25 protein-coding genes are annotated in these 24,730 nt (G+C 38.4%); 12 read left to right on the top strand and 13 right to left on the bottom strand.

Annotated elements, in window-relative coordinates; translation table 11 throughout:
- The first annotated feature begins 21 nt into the window (after positions 1 to 21).
- The 4 genes from NHH15_RS08190 (at position 22) to trhA (ending at position 2,426) form a co-directional block, all read left to right on the top strand.
- Positions 22 to 432: a Fur family transcriptional regulator gene (locus tag NHH15_RS08190; RefSeq protein WP_262066169.1), complete on the top strand. Its 411-nt coding sequence runs from the start codon at positions 22 to 24 to the stop codon at positions 430 to 432.
- A gap of 65 nt (positions 433 to 497) precedes the next feature.
- Entirely contained in the window at positions 498 to 1,040 is a 543-nt protein-coding gene (locus NHH15_RS08185) for an NADH peroxidase (RefSeq protein WP_262066168.1), read from the top strand.
- Positions 1,041 to 1,083: 43 nt separating this feature from the next.
- Positions 1,084 to 1,620: a rubrerythrin gene (gene rbr / locus NHH15_RS08180; RefSeq protein ID WP_262066167.1), complete on the top strand. Its 537-nt coding sequence runs from the start codon at positions 1,084 to 1,086 to the stop codon at positions 1,618 to 1,620.
- Positions 1,621 to 1,763: 143 nt separating this feature from the next.
- Positions 1,764 to 2,426, top strand: coding sequence for a PAQR family membrane homeostasis protein TrhA (gene trhA, locus NHH15_RS08175; protein WP_262066166.1), 663 nt, complete (start codon positions 1,764 to 1,766; stop codon positions 2,424 to 2,426).
- A 35-nt stretch (positions 2,427 to 2,461) separates the two neighbouring features.
- Here the strand turns inward: trhA and NHH15_RS08170 are convergent, their stop codons facing one another.
- Both NHH15_RS08170 and NHH15_RS08165 read right to left on the bottom strand, forming a co-directional pair.
- Positions 2,462 to 3,850: a CitMHS family transporter gene (locus tag NHH15_RS08170; RefSeq protein WP_276008780.1), complete on the bottom strand. Its 1,389-nt coding sequence runs from the start codon at positions 3,848 to 3,850 to the stop codon at positions 2,462 to 2,464.
- Between the two features lie 74 nt (positions 3,851 to 3,924).
- Complete coding sequence (locus NHH15_RS08165) at positions 3,925 to 6,099, bottom strand: ATP-binding protein (RefSeq protein ID WP_262066165.1); 2,175 nt, start codon at positions 6,097 to 6,099, stop codon at positions 3,925 to 3,927.
- Between the two features lie 87 nt (positions 6,100 to 6,186).
- Between NHH15_RS08165 and NHH15_RS08160 the strand changes: the two genes are divergently transcribed.
- Complete coding sequence (locus tag NHH15_RS08160; protein WP_262066164.1) at positions 6,187 to 6,873, top strand: response regulator transcription factor; 687 nt, start codon at positions 6,187 to 6,189, stop codon at positions 6,871 to 6,873.
- Here the strand turns inward: NHH15_RS08160 and citC are convergent.
- From citC to citD, 6 genes are read right to left on the bottom strand one after another with little or no spacing between them, the layout of a single operon-like run.
- The gene (gene citC, locus NHH15_RS08155; protein WP_262066163.1) at positions 6,863 to 7,855 is read right to left on the bottom strand and encodes a [citrate (pro-3S)-lyase] ligase; all 993 of its coding nucleotides are present in this window, start codon (positions 7,853 to 7,855) and stop codon (positions 6,863 to 6,865) included. The two genes, NHH15_RS08160 and citC, sit on opposite strands and share 11 nt — an antisense overlap.
- Positions 7,842 to 8,699, bottom strand: coding sequence for a triphosphoribosyl-dephospho-CoA synthase (locus NHH15_RS08150; protein ID WP_262066162.1), 858 nt, complete (start codon positions 8,697 to 8,699; stop codon positions 7,842 to 7,844). The genes citC and NHH15_RS08150 overlap by 14 nt, the downstream gene beginning before the upstream one ends.
- Before the next feature lie 4 nt (positions 8,700 to 8,703).
- A complete protein-coding gene (gene citX, locus NHH15_RS08145) occupies positions 8,704 to 9,240 on the bottom strand; it encodes a citrate lyase holo-[acyl-carrier protein] synthase (protein ID WP_262066161.1) in 537 nt (178 codons plus the stop codon).
- Complete coding sequence (citF, locus tag NHH15_RS08140; protein ID WP_262066243.1) at positions 9,237 to 10,781, bottom strand: citrate lyase subunit alpha; 1,545 nt, start codon at positions 10,779 to 10,781, stop codon at positions 9,237 to 9,239. The genes citX and citF overlap by 4 nt, the downstream gene beginning before the upstream one ends.
- A gap of 11 nt (positions 10,782 to 10,792) precedes the next feature.
- Positions 10,793 to 11,680, bottom strand: a complete 888-nt coding sequence (locus tag NHH15_RS08135) for an aldolase/citrate lyase family protein (RefSeq protein ID WP_262066160.1) — start codon at positions 11,678 to 11,680, stop codon at positions 10,793 to 10,795.
- The gene (citD, locus tag NHH15_RS08130; protein WP_262066159.1) at positions 11,677 to 11,967 is read right to left on the bottom strand and encodes a citrate lyase acyl carrier protein; all 291 of its coding nucleotides are present in this window, start codon (positions 11,965 to 11,967) and stop codon (positions 11,677 to 11,679) included. The genes NHH15_RS08135 and citD overlap by 4 nt, the downstream gene beginning before the upstream one ends.
- A gap of 150 nt (positions 11,968 to 12,117) precedes the next feature.
- Here citD and NHH15_RS08125 point away from each other — a divergent pair, with 150 nt between their 5' ends.
- The gene (locus tag NHH15_RS08125; protein WP_262066158.1) at positions 12,118 to 12,660 is read left to right on the top strand and encodes a beta-class carbonic anhydrase; all 543 of its coding nucleotides are present in this window, start codon (positions 12,118 to 12,120) and stop codon (positions 12,658 to 12,660) included.
- Positions 12,661 to 12,709: 49 nt separating this feature from the next.
- Here the strand turns inward: NHH15_RS08125 and NHH15_RS08120 are convergent, their stop codons facing one another.
- The 5 genes from NHH15_RS08120 to NHH15_RS08100 form a co-directional block, all read right to left on the bottom strand.
- Positions 12,710 to 12,949, bottom strand: a complete 240-nt coding sequence (locus NHH15_RS08120) for a GIY-YIG nuclease family protein (protein ID WP_262066157.1) — start codon at positions 12,947 to 12,949, stop codon at positions 12,710 to 12,712.
- Entirely contained in the window at positions 12,949 to 13,596 is a 648-nt protein-coding gene (locus tag NHH15_RS08115; RefSeq protein ID WP_262066156.1) for a hypothetical protein, read from the bottom strand. Before NHH15_RS08115 ends, NHH15_RS08120 begins: the two co-directional genes overlap by 1 nt.
- The gene (locus NHH15_RS08110; protein WP_262066155.1) at positions 13,596 to 16,061 is read right to left on the bottom strand and encodes a glycogen/starch/alpha-glucan phosphorylase; all 2,466 of its coding nucleotides are present in this window, start codon (positions 16,059 to 16,061) and stop codon (positions 13,596 to 13,598) included. Before NHH15_RS08110 ends, NHH15_RS08115 begins: the two co-directional genes overlap by 1 nt.
- A gap of 19 nt (positions 16,062 to 16,080) precedes the next feature.
- Entirely contained in the window at positions 16,081 to 19,236 is a 3,156-nt protein-coding gene (gene ileS / locus NHH15_RS08105; RefSeq protein ID WP_262066154.1) for an isoleucine--tRNA ligase, read from the bottom strand.
- 295 nt (positions 19,237 to 19,531) lie between these two features.
- A complete protein-coding gene (locus tag NHH15_RS08100; protein WP_262066153.1) occupies positions 19,532 to 20,890 on the bottom strand; it encodes a D-alanyl-D-alanine carboxypeptidase family protein in 1,359 nt (452 codons plus the stop codon).
- 109 nt (positions 20,891 to 20,999) lie between these two features.
- On the opposite strand from NHH15_RS08100, the gene NHH15_RS08095 reads away from it, so the two are divergent.
- The 6 genes from NHH15_RS08095 to NHH15_RS08070 are packed head-to-tail and all read left to right on the top strand — an operon-like array spanning position 21,000 to position 24,728.
- Positions 21,000 to 21,953 carry a transglutaminase-like domain-containing protein gene (locus NHH15_RS08095; protein ID WP_262066152.1) on the top strand — a complete coding sequence of 318 codons (954 nt, stop codon included), beginning with the start codon at positions 21,000 to 21,002 and terminating at the stop codon, positions 21,951 to 21,953.
- A gap of 14 nt (positions 21,954 to 21,967) precedes the next feature.
- Positions 21,968 to 23,014 (top strand): type II secretion system F family protein, encoded by a 1,047-nt coding sequence (locus NHH15_RS08090; protein WP_262066151.1) that lies wholly within the window; start codon positions 21,968 to 21,970, stop codon positions 23,012 to 23,014.
- 18 nt (positions 23,015 to 23,032) lie between these two features.
- Entirely contained in the window at positions 23,033 to 23,368 is a 336-nt protein-coding gene (locus tag NHH15_RS08085; RefSeq protein WP_262066150.1) for a hypothetical protein, read from the top strand.
- A gap of 1 nt (position 23,369) precedes the next feature.
- Positions 23,370 to 23,852, top strand: a complete 483-nt coding sequence (locus NHH15_RS08080; protein WP_262066149.1) for a DUF4860 domain-containing protein — start codon at positions 23,370 to 23,372, stop codon at positions 23,850 to 23,852.
- On the top strand, positions 23,849 to 24,277 hold the full coding sequence (locus NHH15_RS08075) for a hypothetical protein (RefSeq protein ID WP_262066148.1): 429 nt from the start codon (positions 23,849 to 23,851) through the stop codon (positions 24,275 to 24,277). Before NHH15_RS08080 ends, NHH15_RS08075 begins: the two co-directional genes overlap by 4 nt.
- A 13-nt stretch (positions 24,278 to 24,290) precedes the next feature.
- Entirely contained in the window at positions 24,291 to 24,728 is a 438-nt protein-coding gene (locus tag NHH15_RS08070) for a hypothetical protein (protein ID WP_262066147.1), read from the top strand.
- Positions 24,729 to 24,730 lie beyond the last annotated feature (2 nt).

Here is a 24,730-nt window from a genome sequence, read left to right as displayed (position 1 = left end):
ATTTTGAAAGGTGGTTTTTGCATGCAGAAGTTAAAATATAGTAAACAACGTGCATATATAAAAGAGTACCTAATGCAAACCGAAGAACATCCCACCGCAGATACTGTGTATTTACATATGAGAAAACAATTTCCCAATATTAGTTTAGGAACTGTCTATAGGAATTTAAATCTACTTGCTGACATGGGAGAAATCATAAAAATCACTACAGAAAACGGAGGCGTACGTTTTGACAAGGTCAGCGTTCCCCATTATCACGTTATCTGTACAAAATGTGGAAAAGTAGATGACTTGATGTTGACACAAAAGGATTTTGATGAATTAGATAAAAAAGCTTCTAAATCCTATAGTGGTGAAATAAATACACATGCAGTTGTCTTTTATGGAGTTTGTGAAGATTGTTTGAGAGTTGACAAATCTGAAAATCCATGATAATCTTGATTATAATAATAGTAACTATTACTATTTTATAAAATATATTGAGGAGGTACTATAAAATGAAAAAATGGGTATGTGGAGTTTGTGGTTATGTATATGAAGGTGAAACACCACCAGAGCAGTGTCCACAATGTAAAGCTCCTGCCGAAAAATTCAAGGAACAATCTGGGGAAAAAGAATGGGCTGCTGAGCACATCGTTGGAATTGCAAAAGGGGTCAGTGAAGATATTTTAATGGATCTAAGAGCTAATTTTGAAGGGGAATGCACAGAGGTTGGTATGTATCTGGCAATGTCAAGAGTCGCACATAGAGAAGGCTATCCTGAAATTGGTCTTTATTGGGAAAAGGCTGCTTATGAGGAAGCAGAACATGCAGCAAAATTCGCAGAGCTCTTAGGAGAAGTTGTAACAGACAGTACTAAGAAAAATCTGGAAATGCGTGTAGATGCTGAAAATGGAGCAACTGCTGGTAAATTTGATCTTGCAAAAAGAGCAAAAGAACAAAATCTGGATGCAATTCATGATACGGTTCACGAAATGGCTAAAGACGAAGCAAGACACGGTAAAGCTTTTGAAGGTCTATTAAAAAGATATTTCAGCTAAACAAGGTAACAACATTAACAATTACGATAAGGAGGTAATATCAATGTCAAAATATGATGGAACAAAAACCGAGAAAAACTTAATGGAAGCATTTGCAGGGGAATCAATGGCTCGTAATAAGTATGACTATTACGCATCTGCTGCAAAAAAAGCAGGGTTTGTACAAATGCAGAATATCTTTATGGAAACTGCAATCAATGAAAAAGAACATGCGAAAATGTGGTTTAAAGAATATCACGGTATCGGTGATGTTGCAGCAAACCTGGAAGATGCTGCTGCTGGTGAGAACTATGAATGGACTGACATGTATAAGAGAATGGCAGAAGAAGCCAGAGAAGAAGGCTTTGAAGACTTAGCAAAGAAATTTGATGGAGTTGCTGCTGTTGAAGCAACACATGAAAAACGCTATCGTAAATTGCTAGAAGCTTATAACAATGGTACTACCTTTAAGGGAGATGCTCCTTTGGGATGGAAATGTGGAAACTGCGGATACATTCATAATGCAGAAGATGCTCCAGATGTCTGTCCTGTATGTGCACATCCACAAGCCTACTTCGAAAGAGCTGTTGTAAACTACTAAAATCAAAATTTGCCTTAGCTGCAGATATTTTTTAGGGGAATCACATTTATGTGATTCCCCTATTGACATTTCCACACAAGAGTTGTAGTATTTGTATATGCTTCATGTAGTTTTCAAAACTACATGTCGTGATGGAGGTGCTTATGTCAAAAATAATCAAAGAAAAAATCAAAGATCCAGGTAGTGCAATTACACATTTTATCGGAATGCTTATGGCAATATTTGCGGCAATCCCCCTTATTATAAAAGCATACCATAATCCGGATCCAATATCACTTGTTGCTGTTACAATATACGCTATCAGCTTAATCTTGCTTTATTTCGCAAGTACAACTTATCATACTTTCAACCGCTCTGAACGTATAAACCGTATTTTAAAAAAATTTGATCACATGATGATCAGCATTCTAATTGCTGGAACCTATACCCCTGTATGTCTTCTGGTATTAAAAGGCCGAACCGGAATTATCTTACTAAGTATCGTATGGGGAATTGCCATCTTTGGTATTGTCCTGAAGGCACTTTGGATTTACTGTCCAAAATGGATATCCAGTGTTCTTTATATTGCCATGGGCTGGACCTGTGTTCTGGCTTTCACAAAATTATTGAATACTTTAAGTACTGCCGCTTTTATGTGGTTATTAATCGGAGGTATTATTTATACAATAGGAGGTATCATTTACGCTTTAAAGCTTCCTATTTTCAATGGAAGGCATAAATACTTCGGGAGTCATGAAATCTTCCACCTGTTTGTAATGGGGGGAAGTATCTGCCATTTTATCTTTATCTACTCTTACATCCTATAAAAAGGAACTGCCGAGCAGGCAGTTCCCTTTTATATCTAAAATTTTATCACACCTGTAAAAATTCCTACAATCAGACATGCGACACTAACGTTCCACATCCAGCCGAAACATCTTTTAATATGAGCCTTAATATCCACTCCAGCCAATCCAATTCCTAAATATGTTGCTGGTACAACAGGACTGATAAAGGTTGCACAGTTGCGACAAACAACCATTGCAATTGCTGTGTGTACTGGATTTACACCGAAAGCATTACCCACCGTAATCAACACTGGCAATAAACCAAAGAAATATGCATCCGTACAAAACATCATCGACAGCGGAACCGATAGAACACCTATGATGATTGGTAAAAATCTTCCCATTGCTGCCGGCATTAAGCCTGCAATTGCAGTTGCCATGTTGTTCATAATACCAGAACTTTCTAATACTCCTAAAAATACTCCTGCTGCTAAAATCGTTGAAGCCATCATCAGAGCTGAACTTGCATGAGCCTTAATTCGTTTGTTCTGTAATTTAGAACCAGAATAATTAACCAATAACGCTATGGCACAACCGACCATAAAAATGAAATACGCTGGCAAATCTGAAAGTGCAATCAAAGAAACAATTACACAGAGAGTAAGAATTACATTAAAAACAAATAACTTAGGCCTTGCCAATTCTTCACTTTCCTCTTTTGAAGTTTCTTCAAGCTCGGAGTAATCTTCAATTTCTAATGTACTATTAATACCTGCTCCACGCTTCTTCTCTACATATCCCCAGAATAATGCTGTTCCAATTGCAATAACTATACCTGCAATCTGCATAGGAATAAGTTTCATCCACAAAGCATTTGCCTCGATTCCTAAGACAGTAGCGGCACGCATTGTTGGTCCACCCCAAGGAAGTAAATTCATTACACCCATAGCAGTTACACAAATCAATAGAAGTGTTGTGGGACGCATTTTCAGCTTCTTATAAATTGGCAGCATTGCTGGAATCGTAATTAAAAATGTGGAAGCTCCACCTCCATCTAAATGTCCTATCATTGCAATCAAGCAAGTCATCAAGGTTACGCCAATAACATTATCTCCTACTTTTTTAACCAGCGCATTGATAATACGATCAAACATTCCTACATCATTCATAATTCCAAAGAATAATACTGAAAAAATAAATAGTGCTGCCGTACCATGAACATCTGCTACTCCCTCTTTTACAAATTCTCCCATTTCATTGATGCTAAAGGTTCTTGTAACCACTAAAACCACCGAAGTCAGCAAACCTACACCGATAAAAGCAATCGATGGAATCGTTACATTTCTCAGCAACAAGGTAATCACCATTATTATGGCAGCAAACCCTAACACTGCAAGCATTACTTCACTCATAATCTTTCCTCCTATAATAATTGATTTTATAATAGAAGTATAAATGCTCAACCTTACAGTATTGAACTCCTACTCTTATTTCATATTAAGAATTGGATTAACACCTGTTAAGATTTACTGTATCACTAGCGTTTTTGTGCCGCCGTTCTGGCCTTTCTAAGAATCTCAATATCAGATAAAGGTTTTTCAAGGTAATCATCTATGATTTCTCGTTTTTTTGCTTCGAGAATCTCTCGATCTACTACATCTACCGCAACTAATCGAATCAAGTTCGGAAACCGAGCCTTTAATGACATTGCAACTGGAATGGCACTTTGTCCAGAAATACTTTGATCCAAAATAACAATTCCAATTTGATCCGTAAGCATTTCGCTGGCTTTCTGATATGTATCTGCCCCTAATACAGTAATTCCCACCTTGGCAAGATTTTTCGTTAACATTGATAGCACTTTTTGATTGTCATCTACAACTAAAACATATTCCCCACTGTTACGCCGCTGAATACGAGATTCTTCTATATACATTTCTGACACCACTGGTAAATAGATGGTAAAAGTACTGCCACAACCAATTTCACTATTGACTACCACACTACCTTTATGAGAACGAATAATCTGATCCACCAAAGCAAGCCCAAGACCCGTTCCAGCTCCTCCTTTTTTCGTGGTAAAAAAGGGCGTGAAAATTTGTTTTATAATATCCTCACTCATCCCCGGCCCAGTATCTTCTATCTCTATTTTTACATACTCTTTCTCAAACTCTAATTCAGAAGATGGCAACTCATCAGATTCTATCCATTTAATCTTATCACAGTGTATACAGATGGTTCCTGGCTCTGCCCCCATTGCTTGAACTGCATTTAATGTAATATTTAAAAGTACTTGACTGATTTGTGTTCTGTTTCCTAAAACATAGACCTCCTCATCTGAAATCTTCGTAACAACCTTAATATTATCCGGACAAATTGACTGTACCATTTTCAGTGAACGCTGCATTACCTCAAGAACCGATAGCTTGTTGAATACAGTTTCTATATTTTTACGGCTCATGGAAGAAAGTTGTTGAATAATATCCTTCGCTTTTAATGCTGCCTCTTGAATTTCTTGCACCTGTTCATGCTCTTCTGGCTGATGTTCCAACTCTAATAGAAGCAAATCCGCATAGCCCAGAATAGGAGTCAATAAGTTGTTAAACTCATGGGCAATCCCTCCCGTCATCGTTCCCATAATCTGCAGACGCTGGCTATGGGAAATATTTTCCTCACTCTTTTGCATCTCTTCCAGAATATGATTTAAATCCGTTAAATATTCTATCTTTTCGGTATCCTTCTGTCTCTGAATGAGTAACCGCCCACTATAGATTAATACAAATAGAATAATTACCAATACAGCAATAAAGAGTAAAAAAAGCTTCATATATCCCTCAGCAATAGGCACATAAATATCATCATAATCAATAACCGTACTAACAATCAAAAAAGATTCCCCTAAGTACGCTGGTACATAAGCACTAATTTTCTTCACCCGTGCAGACTTTTCATCCTGATTCTTTAATTTTTCCCACCAGTAGGAATAATACTCGCTGACACCTTGCTTTCCCTCCTTTTGCTTCTCAATCATGCTTTTTAAGCTTGTGTAATCTGCCTGGGGATATAATTCCATTCTCCCTTCAATTACATTAATCCCCAACTGGTCATCCGTAGGATACATAAGAATAACCCCATCACTGTCCTTAATCACCACATAACCATTGCTTCCCATTTGAACATTAGCCATTATAGATTGGTAGTACTTCTTTCCATCTAAAAGAATGGACAAATATTCTACTTCCGATAATTTACGCCGGATTGCAATGTATTTCTCCTCATTTGTTAGGGCAACAAATTGAATGGATGTCTCATGATTAATAGGAGAATCTGAAAAGACCTCCTTAATAGTAAAGCCGGAAACACTTCGCATTTGGTTTTCTTTAATATCTTCTAAAAGAACATCATAAACAAACATCTTATGCACCTTAACATACGAAGCTATACCTTCCCACGCTTCTTTAGTGGAAAAATCATTCTTCTGTATTTCACATAAATAATCCAAATCATACTCATAAGATGTGAGATTTGCCTCCATTCCATCAGCAATGGATTTTGCAGTCAAAAGCATCTGATCTTTTTGTCCTTGAATAATTTGATTCTTATAATCCGTCCAGATACTATAACCCATATAGATAAAAATCGCAAAAATCAAAGCTGCACCGGAAAGAATTCCTACTTTTATGAACGCACGACGGCTTTTCTTTTTTTTCATATTACACCCTGCCCTTTATTGACTTGATACGTAGCTCCCCTTATAATAATAATTATATAACAACTAACAGAACTTGTGGAGAAGAACATGGCAAATAGAGTATTAATCGTTGACGATGATCCAGCGATCCGAAAGTTATTAGAAAAAGTAATGCAAAGCAATGATTTAAGCTGTACCCTTGCTGAAAATGGAGCTACCGCTCTCACCATGCTTAAAAACCACACCTTCGATATTGTACTCCTTGATATTTCTCTGGGTGATATGGAAGGCTTTGAGATAATCCAGCATATGCGTGCTCAGGGAATAACCACCCCTGTCATGGTAATTAGTGGAAGAAATGAAGATTTTGACTCCTTGTATGGGCTTTCATTGGGTGCAGATGATTATATTACAAAACCTTTTCGTCCCGTAGTTGTCGGTGCAAAGGTAAAAGCAATCTTACGACGAAATAAGCAGCTGGAGGAAGAACAAAAGACGGTGATTGAAAGAGGTGAATTTACTCTTGATACCACGACGATGCGTTTTTATAAGAATGGTGAAGAAATTATCCTTTCCTATAAGGAAAGTGCTTTATTCTCAATGTTTCTCCACCATCCAAATCAAATATTCACAAAAGATATGATTTACGAACAAATTTGGGGAACGGATGTAGCCGTAGATGATAATGCTATCATGGTCTATATCAATCGCCTACGAGGTAAAATTGAAGATGACAGCAAAAAACCCACCCACATTGTTACCGTTCGTGGTATAGGATATCGCTTTATTCCCTAAGGCTTAAAAGATGGTCTAGTGTCGACTTTGGCACTAGGCTTTTTATTTTATCCCATTGCCCTTCTTGGTAATAGGTGCGTACCCGAGAAGCACTAATCACCTCATCTTTCCACTGTTTCCTCGGTATTTCGACTACTTCAATACCATATTGGGGCAATATTTTTTTCATTTCAGCATTGTACTGATTCGTAATTTTACAGTTTGGCTCAGTACCTATTAGACGCTTTTTTATGCCTAACACCGGTGCTATTTCCTGACCAAACAGATGAAGATCAAGCCGGCAATTAGCTCGTAACGCTTGATCTTTATTTTTACGAAAATATGTTGGGAAAGTTGCTGCAGAGACCATGTAATTATTACCCATGTGCACCTTAACTGGTTCAAAATTCTTAACTCCCTTTTGCACCATTTCGTATCGTTGTTTAGGCGTAAAAAAGCTTCGATGATCTCCCAAGACAAAAATGTGAAGAAACTCACAGTGCTTAAGCCCCTCCTCCACCAAATATCTATGCCCCCAGGTAAATGGATCACAGTTCATAACCACTGCACCTGCGAAAGGCCTTTGACTATAGCCTCCAAGCTTTCCCTTAAACTCCTGGAAATTACTTCGGCTATTTTCCATCAAAAGCACCTCTTTTGTTTCCAAAATAGAATAGAATCCCAACTGTTCAAACAGCTCACTATTTTCCGGTTTGGTATAAACAAATAAATTGGTGCGCCCTCTTTCATAAGCATATTGGGTCAGCTCCGAGATAAGCACTCCCATAAGACCCATCCCTCTTGCTTCCTGGCTGATTGCAAAGCATTTGAGAACGTTGTCCTCTATTGATCCCGTACCAAGCACCTGGTCATCCTCATTTAGGAGCAATACACTATACTGAATACCACTGTCATAATCAATTTGATTTTCTTTAAGAAATGAAATCAGCATTTCTCGCCTATCCTCTGTGAAGGGTTCTCCTGTAATCTTATTGTATTCCATGTCCGTCATCTCCTAACAAACTATTGATAAAGATTGTTAGTGCCAACAAATCAGCACATCCACCCGGACTAATATTTTTTCCAATAAAATAAGAATCCAATCTTTTCAATTTCAAAAATGCGTTGTCTTGTCCCATCCCACCATTCTCTATAAAGTGAATCGCTATTTCCTGCATTTCTTTTAAAGTCTCAGGATTTGTACGAGATAAAACATTAGCATCTTCCACTTGGGTCATGAGAGAAAAAAGTGTTTCTATCTTGACTTGATTAAAATTTCTACCTTCTCGAATTCCTTGCTGCAGCTTGGGCAGGCCAAGTTTTTGCAGAGAAGCGTATCCGCTCAGAGCCTCTCCTCGGGCTCCAAGTCCTCTCTTAAGTTTTACAATATCGCCAATCTCCTTCATAAGAGTAGTCCTTACCAGCTCTGTTTGCTCTTGTATTAAGTTGTCCAAATTTATCTGATGATGATGCTTTCGGCACAAACCATATGCAGCACAAAAAATGCCCATAGAAAAAATCAAACCTTTATGAGTATTGACACCTTTTGTTCCTTTAAACATTGCCCTTTCTGCCGCTACTCCCCATTCTCTAACTACTTTGAAAACTTCTTCATAACTACCTTCCATAACCCTTCCCACATAAGTCATTCTTGAAAAGTAAGGATAAATCACTCGTGCACTTAGCTCAAACAATGCCACATTCATATCCTTATGGGCTCCGTTCGAATAGCAGTCAACCAATCCTGGTTTTAGTGTTGTATACACCTCTTCTAACAAAGACTTCCACGCAAGTATTCCAACTCTGTTACATGCTCCATGAATAGTTTGAGAACTAAGTGCCTTCATTTTGTCACACTCCTTTTCTTATATATTGATGAATCATCTTCTCCATTTTCTGACGCACCGCCTCCTGAGAATGAGCTACGCTTCGACTACAGATCTTCGCTTCCTCCTCACAGAGCAAACATTTTCTGGGAAGCCCGCCCACCTCTCTTCGTGAAATGCTTCCTTCTTTTCCCATTACATCAATGTCAAAAATTCTTCCCAAAGGATGATTCTCCTCAATTTCCACCATTTTCTTCTTTAATTCTCTGGCATTACTTCCTGCCAATGCATAAGATACACTATATCCAGCAAAGCTCCTTTGCTCTTTTTTACGATAAATCACCACTTCCATATCATGAAAGACAGCTTCGATATATTTCATCCCATAAACAAAGGCCTGTATTATTTGCTCCGTCACCTTTATTGACCCTGGAATATTAAGTCCAAAACTAATAATTGTTTCCTTCTCATATTCTTTAGATAATAACTTCCAAATTGCTGCCTTTTCTTCACGAAAAGCCATTACCTCTGTCATTGTTACTTCTCGAATTGTCTCTATCATATTTTCACCTGACGAACCACATCCATAATTGTTCCATCTCGACCTTCTATAATTCCTACTACTCGTTCATCAAAGGCAACCTTTTGTGGCTCCCCAGCAATAGAATAAGCAATATCCCGCAATTCCTCTATCGTCATAAAGGGAAGCTTTACATCCTTCATACAATCTATCAAGTCTTGCCTTGCAGGATTAATAGCAATTCCATATTCTGTAATGACCACATCAATCGATTCCCCTGGAGTCGTTACTGTAGTAACCTCATTGCATACTGCCGGAGTTCTTCCCTGTAATAATGGAGTCAAAACCACGGTACACTTCGCACCTGCTGCAGTATCCGGATGACCTCCTTGTGCTCCAGTAATTACACCATCCGATCCAACAACAACATTACAATTAAAGTTGACATCCACTTCCAAAGTCGCTAAAATCACAAAATCTAATTTATTGACAATTGCACCTTTATTAAAAGGATTTGCATATTCTGATGCAGAAATACGAAAATGCTTCATATTTTCAACGGATTTTACCGCATCCAAATCAAAATCCTGAGTATCTAGCAGGCAGTCCACTTGACCATTAATCAACAAATCACACATTGGTTTCGTCAGACCTCCAACACCAAATCCCATACGGATATCTCTTTCTTTCATCACCTTAGCTAAGGATATGGTAGAAGCAATAGACGCCCCTCCTACACCAGTCTGGTAGGAAAATCCGTCTTTAAAATAAGGCGTATTAATTACAAATTGAGTACAGTAATCAGCCATCATCAGCTTTCGCATGTCCGTCGTTGGTTTTGCTGCACCGGTTGCTATTTTTTCTGGATTACCGATTTCATCCACTTCCACAACATAATCCACTTTCGTCATAGATATATGTGCCGGAAAATTCGGAAAAGGCACCAAACAATCTGTAATTGCCACAACTTTATCTGCATAATCTGCATCTACCATAGAATAAGAAAGAACTCCACAGTTTGATACGCCTCCAATCCCCCGGCAGTTTCCATAATCATCACAAGTCGGTGCTCCGATAAATGCAATATCAATTTTTACTTCTCCAGATTCTATCGCCCGAACTCGGCCTCCGTGGGAACGCATAATAGCATATCCCTTTAATTTCCCTCTTGAAATTGCCTGTCCGACCCTTCCTCTTACTCCTGAGGATTGAATATCCGTAATTGTTCCATCTTCAATATAGTCACACAATAGATCATGAGCCTTTCCCAAAGAACTTGCACAAATTGTGATATCCTTAATCCCTAGTGTATGAACTTCCTTCATCACCATATTTACGATATAGTCACCATCTCGAAAATGATGATGAAAACTGAGTGTCATACCATCTTTGATCCCACATTTAAACAATACGTCACGAATACTATCAACCAGCTTATCTCCACCGGAGCGGTTAACACACTTCGTTTTCGGTCCTTTTTTTTCATATGTGTACCCATCATAATAATGTACCCCCTTAAAAATTTCCTTATTGGTATTTTTCACCACTTCTTCCGGTATGTCTCTTCCAACTGCATTCAACATTTTCATCCCTCCTAGTAAACTCCTGAGGCTTTCGCCATATCCAAAATTCTCTTTGCTCCGTCATAGAAAGCAATGTCTATCATCTTTCCGTCTACTGTGAAAACTCCAATGCCTTTCTCTTTCTTTTCATCGATTTCCCGTACCACTTTTTCTGAGAAAGAAATATCCTTGGGAGATGGAGTAAAAATATCATGAACCACTCTTATCTGCCGTGGATTCACAATCGATTTTCCATCAAATCCCATAAGATGAATGGTCTCCACCTCTTTACGGAACCCCTCCATATTATCTAAATCCGTATAAACGGTGTCAAAGCACTGCACTTTTGCTGCTCGAGCCGCAATAATCAATTGCTGTCTAGCTCCCATCAGCTCCACGCCTGTTCCGGTGATATGTGTTTGCAAGTCTCTCGTATAATCACCTCCTGAAAGAGCAATTCCAAACATTCTTTCTGAAGCCTCGCATACATCCATGGCCTTCATAACTCCTCTTGCAGACTCTACTGCTGCCATAATCAGAACCTTGCCCGCCTCTACTTCATAAGCCCTTTCAGCTTTCACAATTTCTCCTTCTACCAGCTTGATCTGACTTGCACTCTCTGTCTTTGGTACTCTAATCCCATCACATCCACCGGCCACAGCACATCTTACATCTTCTCGCCAATAAGGCGTATCTAGTCCATTAATTCGAACAATCTTCTCACATCCTCGATAGTCGATGGTCTTAAGTCCATGATAGAGTGAGTATCTTGCAGCATCCTTTTGATTCTCTGCTACTGCATCCTCAAGATCAAACATAATGGAATCTGGTTGATAAATATAAGCATCTTTTATAAGACCCGGCTTTTGAGCATTTAAAAACATCATTGTTCTTCTTAATCTCTTTTTATTTTGATTCATGCCAATTCCCTCCATGGTCCTGTTTCCTCATTTGCCCGGTAGACTGCACACTCTACTCTCGCTCTGATGGTGCAGTCCAATGCCCCCTTATCAACTACTACTATTTTGACATCCTCTACTTCAAGCTTTGTAAGAGTTTCTTGTATAACTCTCCTTATTTGCTCTCCATACTGATTGATTACACTACTACTTAGCTCCAGCTCGACTGTTCCTTGCCCTTTTTCGACTGTTACCTGACAGTCACTGGATTCCAAAGTTCCTGCCATAGCCGGTTTTTGTATCTTCATAATGATTACCTCCTCCTTCATCTTTCCATTATTGTATTTGACAAACCTTACATAGGGCATTTTCTTACCTTAATAATTGTTAATGAAAGTTCCATTCTCCATTAATTTTCCCTTGTTACAATAAGTCCACAAGAAAAAAGGAGGATTAAAATGCAAAAAAACATGTTGGAATACAACCGTTATTTCGTGAAAAATCAACTACATACTTCTTATTTCGCTTCCAGTAAACCTGCTAGAAGAACAGCGATTCTCACTTGTATGGATACACGATTAACTCATCTTTTAACTGCTGCTTTAGGTATTAAAGATGGCGATGCTAAAATTATCCGCAACGCTGGTGGGACCCTTTTAGACGAGTATGATACTACCATTCGAAGCCTCTTGGTTGCCATTCTTGAGTTTGACATATCCTATCTGGATGTTATTGGTCATACGGATTGCGGTGTCAGTAAAATAAGTTCTGCTTCCTTAATTGACAAACTCTATTCTCGTGGTATTTCTCCAAGCTCATGTCAAGAATTCGCCGGTCAATGTCCCGCATTTGAGCACTGGTTTTCCGGCTTTTCTAATGTGGAAGAAGAAGTAATTCAAACTGTAAAACTGCTTAAAAACCACCCCCTCATGCCAAAGGATATCTGTATCCAAGGCTACCTGATGGACATAGATACTGGAGAGCTTTCTCCTTTAATCTAAAAAAAGAACTACGCAGGCTGTCTTATGCTTGCGTAGTTCTTTTTTTACTTTACCCATTTATTAATTTCTCTTTGTCTCTTCGACTCATTTGCTTAATCTCATATTCCCGCTTCATCGCTTCCTCTTTTGTTTCAAAGGATTCTTGATAAACCAGTTTTAAAGGTCCCCGTCCTCTCGTATATTTCGCACCTGAACCCTCTTGATGAGCCTTTAGACGTTTCTGCACATCTGTCGTCCATCCAGTGTAGTAGGAACCATCCTTACACTCTAGTACATAGATATAATTCATTAATATCCTTCTCCACCCTTTTGTATAAAAATCGGTTCATTATTTCTGATAACGAAGAAATATATGGATGTGTATAGCGGAATAAATAATCCCAAAATCGTATGAACAATGGCCATATTATCTTCCGTATACTGGGCATAAATCTGCTTATTTATCAGTACAATAAGTACATTTTGTACTGCCGTCAAAAAGATACTGGCTAAAACAAAAAGTATCAATGCCATAATCATAAAGAATCCTCCCGGACCTCCAAATAAGCTGCGAAGAACCGCCTCCTCACTTGCATGGTTGGACAGCGCAGATGTCATTCCAATCATCTTTGCAAAAAAGGATGCATAGAACAGCCCCATAAAAATGCTGGAAATCACCGAAGAAATAATAGGTACTAATATCAGCCAAATACCTGGATTTGTAATCGTCTTTCTCTTCAGATGAATTGGCCCTGATAACTCACCTAAGAAATACGTTCTTCCATAGGGAATAAATGCAAGCCAGGCATTTTGTATTCCTTTTCTTTTTCCCATCGTATACATCCCGATGGATTTGAAAAGATAGGATGCCAATCCTATAATTAAAGCAAAGAAAATAACTCCTAAGTAAATCAATAAAACTGTTATGAGAACTTGATCCGTTTCTGTTTGATACATTACTCTTCACCTACCTTTATCTTTTTAGAATGCCATATGTCTGCTACATATTCTTCAATTGTTCTATCGGATGAAAACTTCCCACAGCTTGCCGTATTAAGAAGTGCCATTTTAGCCCATCTCTTCTGATCACGATATGCTGCGTCCACCTGTTCCTGGGCATCGCGGTAAGATGCAAAATCTTTTAATATAAAATACATATCTGCCATGCTTCCATCTTTTGGAGATAAAAGTGAATCATATATATTTCGATAAAGTTCCTTATCTCCGTTGCCATACGTTCCATCAACTAACTGATCTAATACCTTTCGAATGTCTTGATCCTGATTGTAGATATCCCAAGGATTGTATCCACCATTTTTCTCAAAGTGAATAACTTCCTCTGAGCTAAGACCGAAAATAAAAGCATTTTCTCTTCCGACCTCTTCTACAATTTCAACATTTGCACCATCCATGGTACCTAATGTAACTGCACCATTCATCATAAACTTCATATTTCCTGTTCCAGATGCTTCCTTTGATGCTGTTGAAATCTGCTCACTTACATCTGCTGCTGCAAAAATAATCTCAGCATTAGACACCCTGTAGTCTTCAATAAATACTACTTTAAGCTTTCCGTTGATACTACGGTCATTATTTACAACCTCCGCCACAGAATTAATTAGCTTAATAATCTCTTTTGCTCTCGTATATCCTGCTGATGCCTTTGCTCCAAATATATACGTTCTTTTGTAATAGCTCTTCTCTGGATGTTCCTTCATCTGATTATATACATACATAACATGTAAAATGTTGAGAAGTTGTCTCTTATATTCATGGAGCCGCTTTACCTGAACATCGAAAATAGAATCTACATCTACCTCTATATTATTATGCTTTTTAATATAAGCTGCAAGACGTTCCTTGTTTTTCCTTTTAATTCCCATGAATTCACTTAGGGCATTATCATTATCCGCCAAAGGCTTTAAGTTCTCTAAAAGCTCCAGATTTGTTGCAAAATCTTCTGTTCCAAGCTTATCTGTAATCCAATTTGAAAGCTCTGGATTAGCATGAAGCAAAAATCTTCTTTGAGTGACACCATTGGTTTTATTATTAAACTTCTCCGGCATCATTTCGTAAAAATCCTTCAGCTCCTGATGCTTTAATATCTCTGTGTGGAGTCGTGCCACTCCATTGACAGAAAACGCCGCAGCAATCGCTAAATGAGCCATCCGCACCTGTCCATCACAAAGAATACTCATTCTACGAACTTTTTCTTCATTCCCTGGATATCTTTGATGAATCTGTTCTACAAATCTCCTATCTATTTCCTGAATGATTTGATAGATTCTTGGAAGCAATCTGGAGAAAAGATCAATTGGCCATTTTTCTAAAGCTTCTGACATGATGGTGTGGTTCGTATAGGCACAGCATTTGCTTGTAATACCCCAAGCCTCTTCCCAGCTTAACCCTTCTTCATCTACCAACAGCCGCATCAGCTCTGCAACCGCAACCGTAGGATGGGTGTCATTCATCTGGAAGATAATCTTTTTATCCATCTCTTTTACAGCATATCCTCTTTCCTTTAAAGCTTTCAATGCAGACTGTAAACTGGCAGAAATAAAGAAGTATTGCTGCTTGAGCCGCAATTCCTTTCCTGCATAGTGGTTATCATTTGGATAAAGTACATCGACAATATTTCTCGCTACATTTTCTTGCTCAACTGCCTTGTAATAATCTCCGCTGTCAAAAGAATCCAAACGGAAATTAACAATCGGCTCTGCATCCCATACACACAGAGAATTTACCATATGATTATTGTATCCAATAATCGGAATTTCATAAAGCACTGCATTTACTGACTGGTAGTTTTCCTGTATAAACTTAGCATTATTGAACTCATCATGCTCAACACGTATATTTCCTCCAAAACGAACCTCTTGTGTATACTCTGGTCTTCGAAGCTCGAAAGGATAACCATTCATTAACCAATCATCTGGAATTTCCTTTTGATAGCCCTCTTCTATCTTCTGTCGAAACATCCCATATCGATAACGAATTCCACATCCATATGCCGGATATCCTAAAGTGGCAAGAGAATCTAGAAAACAGGCTGCAAGTCTTCCCAAACCACCATTCCCCAAAGCAGGATCTCTTTCTTCATCCTCAAGAGCGTTTAAGTCTACCCCCAGTTCATCCAATGCTTCTTCCACCATTTTGTAGTTCTTCATATTAATCAGATTATTACCAAGAGCGCGTCCTACCAAAAACTCCATTGACAAGTAAACAACAACCTTCGACTCTTCTTTTTTCTCCGTCTTTTTGGTTTTCATCCAGTCATCCATAATCACTTCTTTTACAGCAAATGAAACAGCTTGGAACAATTCCTGTGAAGAAGCATCTTCTACCGACTTACGGAATAAATTCTTAAGGTTCTCTTGAATTTCAGTTTGGAACTTCTTTTTGTCAAATCTCGTATCAAACATTTCAGTGTCCTCCTATTAATTATTGCCTTTCTACTCCCAGTTCCACTTCTTCCCCATTTATTTTCCATTTCTTAGTATAACCTGTTCCAGGCTCTTGGTTTGCATTTACAGACAAGGTTTCCGACTTGATTTCTTCAATATTTCTTTCAAATATCTTTATGACCTTCTCCTCTGCTTCGTAAGTTAATGAAATCTTATCCATAACCTCAAAACCGGCTTCTTTCCTCATGGTTTGTATTTTACTGATAATCTCCCTTACAAAACCTTCTTCCAAAAGTTCTTCTGTTAAAGTTGTATTTAGTACAACCGCCATATTATTATCTGTTTCCGATACGTATCCTTCTGCCTGTGCATTCTCAATTAGAAGATCCTCTTTTGTCAGTACTACCTCTTGTCCATTAACCTCAAAGCGGATTGCTTCAGACTCTTCTAAATCCTTCATCGCCTGACTTCCATCAATTGTATTCAATGCTTCGCGAATTCCATTTAATAGCTTTCCATACTTTGGACCCACTGTTTTAAGCTGTGGTTTAAAGCTATAAGAAGTAAATTCCCCAACGTTTTCAGCAAATTCAACCTTTTTTACATTCAGCTCTTCCTTAATAATGTCCTCATAAAAAGAAGGAAGTACTTCTTTTGTCTTATAGTATAGAAGGCTGATTGGCTGGCGATTCTTGATGTTCGCAGTGTTTCGGCAAGCACGTCCCATTACAACCAGTTTTAATACCTCGTCCATATTGCTTTCCAAATCCTGATCTACGAGAGATGCATCATATTTTGGATATTCAACCAAATGTATACTTTCCGGCGCATCCTGATCCAGGCTTCTTACTAAGTTTTGGTAAATTTCTTCTGTCATAAAAGGAATCATCGGAGCTGCCACTTTTGAAACCGTAACCAAAGCTGTGTAAAGAGTCATATAAGCATTGATCTTGTCCTGCTCCATTCCCTTTGCCCAAAATCTTTCTCTGCTTCTTCTTACATACCAGTTACTCATATCATCTACAAAAGACTGTAAAGCTCTTGCTGCCTCTGGTATTTTATAGTTTGCAAGATCATCATCTACATCTTTTACAAGAGAATTAAGCTTTGACAACAGCCATTTGTCCATAACCGTTAAGCTGTCTAAATCCATGGTATGATCCTTGGCATTAAATTCATCAATATTAGCATATAGTACAAAGAACGCATAGGTGTTCCAAAGAGTACCCATAAATTTCCGCTGTCCTTCCATTACTGCCTTGCCATGGAATTTGTTTGGAAGCCATGGTGCACTGTTTACGTAGAAATACCAACGAATTGCATCTGCCCCATAAGTTTCAAGAGCCTCAAAAGGATCCACTGCATTCCCTTTTGACTTACTCATTTTTTGTCCTTTTTCATCCTGAACATGACCAAGAACAATTACATTTTTATAAGGTGCTTCATTAAACAAAAGTGTTGAAATTGCAAGAAGTGAGTAAAACCATCCTCTTGTCTGATCCACTGCTTCCGAAATAAAATCTGCTGGAAACTGAGATTTAAACAACTCCTGATTTTCAAATGGATAGTGATACTGTGCAAACGGCATAGCTCCACTATCAAACCAACAGTCAATTACCTCTTTTACTCTTGTCATTTCACCTGCACATTCGGGACACTTGATTTTCACATCGTCAATATAAGGTCTGTGAAGTTCAATGTCTTCCGGACAATTGTCCGACATAGCCTTTAGTTCTTCAATGCTCCCTACCGCATGTCTGTGTCCGCAAGAACATTCCCATATATTTAAAGGTGTTCCCCAATAACGGTCACGACTGATTCCCCAGTCTTGAACATTTTCAATCCAGTCACCAAATCTGCCCTTTCCTATGCTTTCCGGTATCCAATTAATCGTGTTATTGTTTGCGATTAAATCCTCCTTTACTGCTGTCATTTTAATAAACCATGATTCTCTTGCGTAATAAATCAAAGGTGTATCACATCTCCAACAGTGAGGATAACTATGCTCAAACTTCGGTGCATCGAATAGAAGACCTCTATTTTTTAAGTCTTCTAAAATATGAGGATCTGCCTTTTTTACAAACATTCCTGCAAAAGGTGCATTCTCACTCATTTCTCCCTTTCCATTTACCAACTGAACAAATGGAAGATCATATTTCTTTCCTACCTTGGCATCATCTTCACCAAATGCAGGTGCAATATGTACGATACCCGTACCATCCGTCAAAGTAACATACGTATCACAGGTAATAAAGAAAGCTTTTTTCTTCTGTTTATCTGCTTCCTCTTTTGCAGCCATGTAAAGTGGCTCATACTCTTTGTGCTCCAAGTCTTTTCCAACATAAGTTTCTAAAACTTCATAAGGTTTCTGACATTCATCCTTCTTTACAAGGATGGATAGCACACTGTCACAAAGTGCCTCTGCTACGTAATAAGTATATCCATCTATTGCCTTTACCTTCACATAGTTTTCTTCCGGATTCACGCAAAGTCCCAGATTCGATGGCAGCGTCCATGGTGTTGTAGTCCAAACTAACACATAAGCATCTTCCTCTTTTAACTTAAAGCGGACAATCGCTGATTTTTCTTTCACATCTTTATATCCCTGAGCCACTTCCTGGGTAGAAAGAGGTGTCCCACATCTTGGACAGTATGGCACAATCTTAAAACCTTTATAAAGGAGTTCTTTTTCCCATATTTTCTTGAGCGCCCACCACTCTGATTCAATAAAATTATTGTCATAAGTAACGTATGGGTTTTCCATATCCGCCCAGAATCCTACGGTAGCTGAGAAGTCTTCCCACATACCTTTATAACGCCAAACGCTTTCTTTACATTTCTTGATAAAAGGTTCCAGTCCAAATTCCTCAATCTGTTCCTTACCGTCTAAGCCAAGTTCTTTTTCCACTTCTAACTCAACTGGTAATCCATGCGTATCCCATCCTGCCTTTCGTGGAACTTCATATCCCTTCATCGTGCGGTATCTTGGAATCATATCTTTAATAACTCTTGTCAGCACATGCCCAATATGAGGTTTTCCATTGGCAGTAGGAGGACCGTCATAAAACATATATGTCTTATTTCCCTTTCGCTCTTCCACACTTTTTTCAAAAATCTCATTGTCTTTCCAGAACTTTTCAACTTCTTTTTCTCTTTCAACAAAATTCAAGTCTGTTGATACTTTCTTATACATCTAAACTTCCTCCTATAATGTAAAAAAAGCTTCCGTCCATTTAGGACGAAAGCAAACTTCCGATTATTACCACCTAACACACTATCATATGTCCTTCTTATAACGGTGAAGCTCCGTCAGTGCTTACTATTATTTCATCCACTGCAACTTCAGAAGTGATTTTCAATTGGTATTTACTGATATCAGGCTTCCACCACCCCTGACTCGCTTAAACTTTCCATACCAATCTACTGTCTTCGTCATCGTCTTTTCATATTACTCCAATTATAGTAACAAAATCCCGTTTCGTCAAGTTTTACCTACGCCTTCTGCGTCTCAGCCTTTTCCTTTGCCTCTTCCTTTTATTTAAAATCCCAAAATACAAAATAAGACCAAGAACGATTACTCCTCCTGCAATCATATAAGGAATTGGCAATGCTTTTTTCTTCTCCTTGAGAAGTGTTACAATATCACTTTTCTCTTGTCCACTCTCTTCCAAATGTCTCTGACGCTTCGTATACTCCTTGCTGAGAGAAACGCCTACTGAACCTACTGGATTATCTTTGTAGGTGTAGCTTACACTTGCTTGCCCCGGGTTCTCTTTGTCCTGAATGATTGTGCTGTTCAACTTCGAGACATCAAAATTCTTCGGAACTACCACATAGCCTTTGTCTTCCTCTAGAAGTGCATCATAGTCCTTACTTTGGTCAAATTCTGAAGTCTCCACTTTCTCAAAGTTTGAAAACACATACTCCAATATATTTTTCGTATCACTCTGACTATTTACTCCGTAGGTATGAAGAACCACACATACCAAATCCATTTCTCCGTCTGTTGCCATCGTCACAAGAGTACTTCTGGAGCTATCCGTATAGCCTGTTTTTCCAGCAATCACTTTATCATAATACTGTTCTGCCTCCGGGATTAGCATGGCATCCATTTGTTGAAAAACATGCTCCTCTACAGTATCAGACGCCGGAATCTTATAATTCAAGGTCTGGCAGATTTTAAAAAACTCTGGGTAGGCAAATAGCTCTCTTCCTATTAACGCCATATCTTTTGCCGTTGTGTAATGCTCTGGATCCTGGATGCCGTTAGGATTAACAAAGTTACTGTCATTGGCTCCAATTTCCTTGCACTTTCCATTCATCTGCTCAATAAACCATTCATAATCATAGCCCTTTTCTTTTCCTATGGACTCTGCAACACTATAAGCCGCCTCGTTTGCCGATGCCAGAAGAGTTGCATAAAGAGCTTGTTCTACCGTAATCTTATTGCCTTCTTTTAATCCAATGTGGGCATAGCCTGCTTCTACACAAGACACACTATCCGCTGAAACTTCAACCTCATCCGTTAAAGAACTGTTTTCAAAGGCCACCAGTGCCGTCAATACCTTTGTAATACTAGCTGGATAAAGTTGTTCATTGATATTTTTGGCATATAGAATCGCCCCTGTTCCCGCTTCCATTACAATTGCTGCTCGTCCATTTGTCTCTGGAGCCTTAGGCCACTCTTTCAGCTCGTTTGTTTCTATGGGAATCTTTTTTCCCTTCTCCATCAATTCTTCTAAAGTTCCTTCTTCCGTTTCTCCATCTAATACCTGAGCATTTACGGGCATCACAAAGAAAGACGCAGCCAAAAGAAAAATTCCTACTTTTTTTATAGTTCGAAACATTGTATCTCCTTTTAGTAAACCTTGACTTCATATAACATGAGATATTATAATTGATTTACTTGAATTATACAAGATAAGCAAAATGGGGAACTAATAAGGAGGTACAGTGATGCATATAAAATCAATAATATCCGTTCTATTGATTGTGTTTTGTTGTGCCTTTTTTTCTGGTTGTGGCGAAGAAGAAAGTGTTGCAAAGGAAACAAAAGCAACAAAAGAAAAAGCACCTGATGAAAATGCAGCCTTACGTGATTCCACACCAAAGGTACTACAAACCAGCGCCAGCGGAGAAGTTGTTTACGGCAACGACATTCTCACCTTTGATGTCTCTCACACCGATCAGGGCTACTTTATGTTAGAGTACAGAGGTGACAATGATACGGTAAGAATGCAGGTTGAAACCCCCTCTGGTCTTGTCTATACTTATGCAATACAAAATAAAAACGTATATGAAGCCTTTCCCTTACCTGACGGAAATGGTGCCTATAAATTAAAGCTCTTGGAAAACATTGAAGGGAAAACCTATGCAATATCTTTCGTACAAGACATTGAAGTTACCCTTGCAGACGAGTTTCTCCCCTTTCTCTATCCAAGCCAGTATGTAAACTTCACCGCGGAAACACAAGCAGTCGAGGTTGCAAAAAAGGAAGTTTCCAGTGCAAAAAATGATTTGGATGCAGTTGCTGCCGTTTACCATTACATCATTAAAAATATTGACTATGATAAACAGAAGGCTGAATCTGTAGTCTATGGATACTTACCAAATCTTGATGATACATTAACAACAAAAAAAGGGATCTGTTTTGACTATGCCGCCCTTATGGCAGCAATGCTACGTACACAAGGTATTCCCACAAAATTAGAAACAGGATATGCCAGTACCGTTTACCATGCATGGATTAGCACCTATATAACAGATGTAGGATGGATCGATAAAATCATTGAATTTGATGGTCAGTCTTGGACCATGATGGATCCTACCTTTGCCGCCAACAGTAAGAACGAAAGCTTAAAAAAATATATCGGTGACAGTAGTAATTACAATACGGAATATATCTACTAGCGAAAGGAGCTATTATGAAGCAACAGCTTGTCCCATTATCAAATATGGAGTTATCCGCATTTTGTTCTCAGATGAGTATGATCTTAGGTGCTGGAATTTCCAGCATTGAGGGAATATCTCTTTTATTAGAAGAAAGTGCCCATCCCTCTGAGAAGCCTCTTCTCTTACACATTCAAAAAAATTTAGAAGAAAGCGGCAGCCTTTATACAGCTCTAAAGAGTACGAAAGCTTTTCCTCATTATATGTTGCAAATGGTTGAAATCGGTGAAATGACCGGTACCCTTGACAGTGTATTTGGAGCACTTGGCAAGCATTATGAGCGTGAAGCCTCTCTCACATTATCGATTCGCCACGCAATTACTTATCCCTTGATTATGGTCGTGATGCTCACTGTAGTAATTCTATTGTTAATTACAAAAGTAATGCCCATATTCAATCAGGTTTTCAAACAGTTGGGCAGTGAACTAACCGGTATATCCAAGGCTTTTCTAGATTTAGGCCTTGGGATTAATCGTTACGGCTTTGTACTAATTGGCATTGTTATCCTCCTCGTTTTAGTGATTCTTTATTTTGCAAAAACCCAAAAAGGACAACAGTCGATTCGTACTCTCACCCGCAAGCTTCCCTTTTTCAAAAACATCTCAAATCAAATTGCTGCAGGACGTTTTGCAAGTGGTATGTATTTAACTTTAAGCAGTGGATTAAGCCCGGAGGAATCTCTTGAGATGACAGAAAAACTGATGGAAAATCCTGATTTTTCAAAGAAAATAGCAGACTGTATCCAACGTGTAAAAAACGGAGAAGAGCTCTCAAAAGCCCTTCTCAGCTCCCATATATTCACCGGCCTGTATGCAAAAATGACATCCATCGCATCAAAAACCGGTTCTTTAGATGACACCATGAATGATGTGGCAGAAAAGTACAATGACGAAGTCGATGTAAAGCTTACCGGCTTAATCGCTGCAATTGAACCAAGCCTTGTTATTGTTCTCTCTCTAATTGTAGGCGTGATTTTACTTTCTGTTATGTTACCGCTTTTAGGGATTCTATCCAGTATTTAAGATAAGGAAAGGCTTAAAATGACCCAGAGATTTGTTTCAGAAAAGACCACAAATTCGTATCGCAATCTCATAATCTCTCTCCTTCTATTTATAATGATTACAGGAGGATTTATTTACCTGATTAGCTCTGCTTCTTCTCGTAGTTCAACAGAAGAACTGGATACACTTTATCAGGCTATTTCTCGTGCCACCACACAGTGTTACGCGATTGAGGGTTCTTATCCACAGGATCTCCAATACCTGAAAGATCAATATAACATCACCTATGATGAGAGCCGTTTTGTTGTCCACTATCAGGTGATGGCTCAAAATATTCTACCTAAAATCACAGTATTGACCAAGGAGGTAGAGTAATATGAGCAGAAAATTTAATCGTCACGTTATTGATTTTATATTTCCTTTGGCTTTACTTTTTGGTTTTGTAGCTTCTTGTGTCGTAATTCTTTTGATTTCATCTGATTTTTACCAAAGAACAAACACAAAAATTCAATCCCGGGATACCAGCAGAACTTCATTGTCTTACATACAAACAAAAATCCGTCACAATGATTCTTCTGGTGCTGTATCCGTACAAGAAATCGACGGAATCTCCTGTCTCACCATTGAGCACAAGGACACGACACCTCAAACAGTAACCTATATCTACTATCACGAAGACTATATGAAAGAATTATTCCTTGTAGATGGTACTGATTTTAGTTTAGATGATGGAACAAATATTATTCAGATGGAGAATTTTGAAATCAAAAAACTCAGCTCCTCTTTATTTCAATTTACTGCAACGGATAAAAGAGGTGTAAAATCCTCTCTGATTGTATCAGAAAGGAGCGAGCGATGAAAAAAACCTATACCTCTCGATCCCTGATTCTTTTGATGGAGATTATAATATCCTTTACTTTTTTTGCTCTTTCATCTGCTATTTGTATACAGCTCTTTGTAAAGGCCTATACCATTAGTCAAACAAGTCAGGCTTTGGATTATGCAGTCACACAAGTCTCCTCTATTGCAGATTTGCTCTCTGAAAATTCCAATGTTTCAGAGGCTCTTTCTCCTTATTATGAGACTCTTGTCCAAGAAAAAGAGAACTATATGATATACTTTGATGAAGAGCACAACCTCTGTGATAAAGAGGATTATTACTACCGAGTGCTCATCCGTGAAGACCAAAAACAGGAAGGCTTATTCACAATTGTATTTACGAGGGAAGACTCCGTATCACCGCTCTATGAAGTGACAGTCTCCACAAACCCTCTTACCATGTGAAAGGAAATGACCTATGCGAAAGAAAAATGGACCTATCACCAATATTGGAACCGTATCTTTGCTCATGATTTTTATTGTATTGTGTCTCGTCATACTTTCGACTCTTTCTCTGGCTACCGCTTCCAGGGATCATACCTTAAGTAAAAAAGTAGCCCAACACAATCAAGCCTATTATACGGCTAGCATGAAGGTGAACGAACAATTAAAAAACATTAATAATATTGCAAAAAATAACTCTTTCAAAGAAACGGTGACTCAACTTTCTTCAATAGAGGACTTATTACTTGAAACAGATTCCGAAACTATTTATGTAAGCTTCACCCAAAAAATAAACCCTGAAAATGATTTATCTGTTTCCATTACGATTAAAAATCAAATCTGCAAAATAACCAGCTGGGAAGAGACCCCAACAGAAGAATGGGCCGGGGATGATACTTATGACCTGCTATAGGA

The organism is Aequitasia blattaphilus (assembly GCF_024721305.1).
GTDB lineage: Bacteria > Bacillota > Clostridia > Lachnospirales > Lachnospiraceae > Aequitasia > Aequitasia blattaphila.
This window is presented reverse-complemented; position numbering and strand designations above follow the sequence as displayed.